Here is a 5,423-nt window from a genome sequence, read left to right as displayed (position 1 = left end):
AGGACAAGCTCCGACAATTGGTGGTGGTGCCGTTGGCGGTGGCAGCTTTTTTATCCCCTGTGACTGCAGACTCTCTTCTGCTATAATAGCTTGACGCCGCTTTTCACGAAAGACGCAGCGAAGGCGGCGGGCCGCTTTCTTCGGTTACGGTAAGCACGCGGAGAAAATACAGCAAGGGGAAAGATGATTGAAACCCTGGTCGCCAATCTGGCCAGTCTGTTGCCCTTCGGTTATGCCTTCGGGGCGGGTATGGTAACCACCGTCAGCCCCTGCGGGATCGCTATGCTGCCCGCCTATGTCTCTCTCTACCTGGGGAGTAAAGAACAGCGGTTCCAGGCACAATCAGCTTTAAGGCGTAGCGCCCGGGCACTGGGGATGGGCTTGGTGGTAACCCTGGGGTTTGTCGCCTTCTTCGGGGCCATGGGTGTCCTGGTATCATTAGGCGGGCAATTCCTGGTCAGATTAATACCGTGGGTGGCAGTCATCATCGGCGTGGCGCTGATATTGCTGGGTATCTATCTCCTGGTGGGCGGCCAGTTTTATACCAACCTGCCGGCACGTCTGGCCAGCCGCCTGGAAAATAGCGGCAATCCGGGTATCAGAGGGTTCTTCATTTTTGGCATTGCCTACGGGATAGCGGCGCTGAGCTGTACCCTGCCGGTCTTCCTGGCCGTAGTCGGCAGCGCCCTGGCTTTTCATGGACTTGTCTCAGGCCTGCTTCAGTTCGCCAGCTACGCCCTGGGCATGGGGTTCGTCATTACTGTGATCACTATCAGTTCCGCGCTGTTTAAGGAGACGGTCAACCGCCGGTTACAGCGCCTGACGCCGGTGATATCCCGTCTCAGCAGCCTGCTGCTCATCTTCGCCGGAGGTTACATCCTTTACTTCTGGTTCACGACAGGAGGCATCCTGGGATGAAAACTCCGGCAGTCACCGGATTAAAAACGGGAGAGGTAAGAAAATAAAGACGCTGTTGCCATACGGTATGCCGCGCCGTAGCCGGGCCGCCCTTTTATTCCTGGCCATAATCCTGACCGGGTTAATCACCGTGACCGGCTGCTATTCATCATTCAAACCGGCCAGCAGTGAGGGAAATCTTCCACCCTCCCCCAACATCGGACACCCGGCGCCTGACTTTACCCTTACCGACCTGGAAGGCAACCGGGTACGCCTCAGTGACTACCGGGGCAAGGCGGTATTCCTCAACTTCTGGGCTACCTGGTGTCCTGCCTGCCGTGAGGAGATGCCGGACATCGAGGCGGTATACCAGAAATATAAAGACAAGGACGCGATAATTATCGGCATCGACATTATGGAGTCGAAAGCAGAAGTCCTCAGTTTCGTACAGGAAAATGGCTATAGCTGGCCTTTTGTTCTCGATACTACCGGCGAGGTCGCTAACCGCTACCGTGTCACCGCTCTCCCCACCAGCTTCTTCCTGGACGGAGAAGGGATAATCAGGACGATAAATATCGGAGCCATGAGCCAGCAGGCAATGGAGGGCCGGTTGAACTCAGCCATGAGATAATAATGACGAAGAGACAGGAAAACAGATGAGAGGCAGGGACGGCAAGATTTTCTATGGCTACATCGTGGTCATCGCTTCTGTTTTTATCATCTTTTTAATGCATGGTTCGTCAAGCACTTACGGCGTCTTTTTTAGCCCGCTACAAACCGAGTTTGGCTGGAGCCGGACCACGATTTCCGGCGCCCATTCGCTGGCATTTTTCCTGGAAGGTCTGTTTTCTCTCGCCATAGGCGGCCTCAGTGACCGGTTCGGCCCGCGGCTGGTGATTATCGGCTCCGGCCTGATTATGGGCCTGGGCTTCTATCTGATGTCCCAGATTAATGCCGTCTGGCAGCTATACTTTTTCTACCCGGCAATAGTGGGGATGGGAGTCGCCAGCGGGAATGTTGTCCTGCTGTCAACGACAGCCAGGTGGTTTACCAAGAGACGGGGGATGATGATTGCCATCGTCAAGGTTGGTACCGGGGCCGGTATTTTTGCCATGCCACTGGTGGCTACCTGGCTGATATCAAGCTATGGGTGGCGCAACTCCTACATTTACATCGCGATTGTGGGCTTGATAGGGATAGTGATTGCCGCCCAGTTTTTAAGACGTGACCCCGGCGAAAAAGGTCTGCAGGCGTACGGTAGCATCGAATCAAAAACGACCGATGCGCACTTTGTTGATACCGGGTTTTCTCTCCAGGAAGCGCTTCGCAACTGGCAATTCTGGCTGGTCTGCATCACCTATCTATCGCTCTTGTACGTTACGGTCAGCATGACCCTCCACATCGTCCCGCGCGCCCTTGATGCAGGACTTACGGTAACACAGGCGGCCGGTGTGCTCTCTACCATCGGCGGGGTCAGTATCCTGGGCCGACTGTTCATGGGTTCCATAAGTGATAAGATTAGCTGCCGCCGGGCAGTGCTTATCTGTTTTATAATATTAGTGACCGCATTATCCTGGCTGCAATTCGCTGACAGGTTATGGGGTCTATACCTGTACGCCGTTATCTACGGTTTTGCCCATGGCGGGTTCTTCGCCCTGATTGCACCTTTGATAGCCGAGCTATTCGGCACCAGGTCACACGGCGCAATCTACGGCGCCTCTATCTTCATCAGTCACATCGGCGGCGCCATCGGCCCCATTGCCACCGCCCGCATCTTCGATACCACCGGCAGCTACCAGATAGCTTTCCTGATAATACTCGGGGCCGGCATCACGGGGCTTATCCTGTCCACCCTGCTCAGACCAATCAGCGCTCAAGCAGGGCCATAGCTAAAAGATTCAGGTATCTGCCTTAGTAGAGCAATTAAAAGAATAATTTCTCCGGACATTCTCAGACGGAGTAGGAGGGCAAGATAAGTGACGATGGCATCAGGGAAAAAGCCCCGTTATTTCTACGGCTGGAATATTGTCGCCGCGGCTTTCCTGGCCCAGATCGCCTATGCTGAACAACACTCATCGGTACTGGGGCTTTTCTTCAGACCTCTGCAAAACGAGCTAGGCTGGAGCCGCACCGCTCTGGCAGCCATTCAGACTATCGCGCGGGTAACTGAAGCGCTGGCGGCCCCCTTCGTCGGCCCGTTAGCTGACCGCTTTGGCCCCCGGGTGCTGATGCCTGTTGGGGCCCTCATCGTCGGCCTGGCAATGCTGGGGGTAACCCAGATAGACTTCTTGTGGCAGTTTTACCTTCTGCGCAGCGTCATCGGCGCCATCGGTTTCACATTGATGGGCAGCCTTGTAACCAATGTCGCCATTAACAACTGGTTCATCCGGAAACGGGGGCGAGCGGTAGCCTTTGCCCACGCGGGAGGGCAACTGAGCAACATCATTATGACTCCGGTGACCGTATTCGTCATCGCCGCCTCCGGCTGGCGGACCATGTTCTTCGTCTTCGCCGTGGTCACCTGGCTGGTTGTTCTTATCCCGTCGATCTTTCTGATGCGCCGCCGTCCCGAGGATATGGGGCTTCACCCTGATGGAATTGAGCCCAGTACCACCGAACTCGAAAGCCTCCAGGCACTGGAAAGTTCCGCCGGTAAGGTACCGCCAGCAGGAGAAGCCACCTGGAACCGCCGGGAAGTGTTGAGGACCAGGACCTTCTGGCTTCTGGCCGGCGCCTACGCAATCGACAACATGGCTTTCCAGGCGATTAACATCAGCCTGGCGCCATATATCCAGGACCTGGGTCACACTGATACGATGGTGGCGGCTGTGATTACCTTCAGGGCTATCATTATGACCACCGCCGTCTTTTTTATGGGGTTCATTGCCGAGCACGCCCATAAACGCATGGTCAGGATAGCTCCCTTCCTGATTCAAAGCATCGGAGCTTTTCTCTTCCTGCTGGCCGGAGAACCGATCTTCCTCTGGATAGCCGTGGCCACTTATGGCCTGGGCATTATCGGGGTTTCGGTGACGCAGGAGGTTGTCTGGGCCAATTATTATGGCCGCCTGAACCTGGGAATGGTCCGCTCAATGGGCTACCTGTTCGCTTTCGGCTTCGCCGGTAGCGGGCCTATAATCATGAATTTTGCCTTTGACATGCTGGGCTCCTACCGCCCCGCATTCACGGTCATCATCGGCTTGTTCATAGCGGCAGCCATCCTCATGGCTACCACCAATCCCCCCAAGCCCGGGCGCTACGCCAGTGCCGCTGATATTACCGCCCGCTAATCGCACTCAGGCAGTTACGAGACTAAGAAGACGGAAGCAGGACATGAAAAATGCTGCCCTTCCCCGGCTCGCTTTCTGCCCAGACACGGCCGTGGTGAGCCTCCACCATCTGCTTGACGATAGCCAGACCCAGTCCAGTCCCGCCTTCCTTTCTGGAGCGTGAGCTACCGGAACGGTAGAAACGCTCGAAGATAAGGGGCAAGTCCGCGGGAGTGATGCCTTCTCCGGTATCAGCTACCGTTATTTCTATTCCTTCTTTAATCTCAGCCACGGTAGCGGTGATACTACCGCCCGCCGGAGTGTGACGTATGGCATTGGTCAGCAGGTTGGCGATGACCTGCTCCATGCGGGCCGGATCCGCGTTGACCTCGGGCACTGACCCGGCCTCCCCTGTCTTGAGTTGCACACCTTTCTCACCGGCCTTTATCTCATAGCGGGATACCAGACGCCGTACCAGTGACGCCAGATCTGTTGGAGCCAGGTTCAACTTCATCTGTCCCGATTCCGCCAGTGAAAGGTCACGCAGGTCACCGATAAGCCCGGTAAGCAAGCTTACCTGCTCCTTGATTGACAGCAGGTGTTCCGGGTTAGCCTGAAAGACGCCGTCAAGCATGCCATCCACCGTACCCTCGATAACCGTGAGCGGGGTACGCAGCTCGTGGGCAATATCAGCGGTAAGCTGGCGGCGTGACTGCTCTCCCTTCTCCAGGCTGGACGCCATGGCATTAAACGAGTCCGACAGTTCCCCGATTTCATCCCGTGACCTGACCGGCACACGGTAACCAAGCTCGCCCCCGGCGATATGACGCACTCCCATGATCAGCCCCCGGATAGGACGGGTAATCTGCCGGGTAAGCACCAGACCTACCAGCAGAGCAACCCCGGCGGCAATCAGACCTGCCTGCCACAGTGAGTCATTGACCCGGTCTAAAAAATCTTCCTCGGCGCCGAGCATCATCGGCATCATGTGAGCGCCTGCTCCGCCCATGTGACCCATCCCCATCCCCTGCCTGCCTGATACCAGCAGGTACAGTTCTCCCACCGCCTCTCCGGACGCGGTTATCACCACGCCACCGCTCAGACCGGTCTCCTGGATTTGTCTACCCAGCCATTGTCTATCAGTATCAGCCACAATCATCCCGGAACGGTCAGCCACCAGTATCCGTTCCCCGGCTGACCTCAGCGAGGTCGCCATGACCTCCTGAATATCTCCCCAGCCCTGTTCCCCTGCATAGA

5 protein-coding genes are annotated in these 5,423 nt (G+C 56.4%); 4 read left to right on the top strand and 1 reads right to left on the bottom strand.

The annotated features are described in order from the left end of the window. Window positions 1–183: 183 nt before the first annotated feature. From Q8Q07_07915 to Q8Q07_07900, 4 genes are all read left to right on the top strand, one after another. On the top strand, window positions 184–918 hold the full coding sequence (locus Q8Q07_07915; GenBank protein ID MDP3880209.1) for a cytochrome c biogenesis protein CcdA: 735 nt from the start codon (window positions 184–186) through the stop codon (window positions 916–918). A gap of 55 nt (window positions 919–973) precedes the next feature. Then, the gene (locus Q8Q07_07910; GenBank protein MDP3880208.1) at window positions 974–1,528 is read left to right on the top strand and encodes a redoxin domain-containing protein; all 555 of its coding nucleotides are present in this window, start codon (window positions 974–976) and stop codon (window positions 1,526–1,528) included. 25 nt (window positions 1,529–1,553) lie between these two features. Continuing rightward, on the top strand, window positions 1,554–2,786 hold the full coding sequence (locus Q8Q07_07905; GenBank protein ID MDP3880207.1) for an MFS transporter: 1,233 nt from the start codon (window positions 1,554–1,556) through the stop codon (window positions 2,784–2,786). A gap of 93 nt (window positions 2,787–2,879) precedes the next feature. Beyond that, entirely contained in the window at window positions 2,880–4,187 is a 1,308-nt protein-coding gene (locus tag Q8Q07_07900; GenBank protein ID MDP3880206.1) for an MFS transporter, read from the top strand. 22 nt (window positions 4,188–4,209) lie between these two features. On the opposite strand, the gene Q8Q07_07895 is transcribed toward Q8Q07_07900, so the two are convergent. Then, window positions 4,210–5,423: ATP-binding protein (locus tag Q8Q07_07895; protein MDP3880205.1), on the bottom strand; the 1,214-nt coding region annotated here is incomplete at its 5' end.

This window comes from Dehalococcoidales bacterium (assembly GCA_030698765.1).
Classification (GTDB): domain Bacteria; phylum Chloroflexota; class Dehalococcoidia; order Dehalococcoidales; family UBA2162; genus JAUYMF01.
This window is presented reverse-complemented; position numbering and strand designations above follow the sequence as displayed.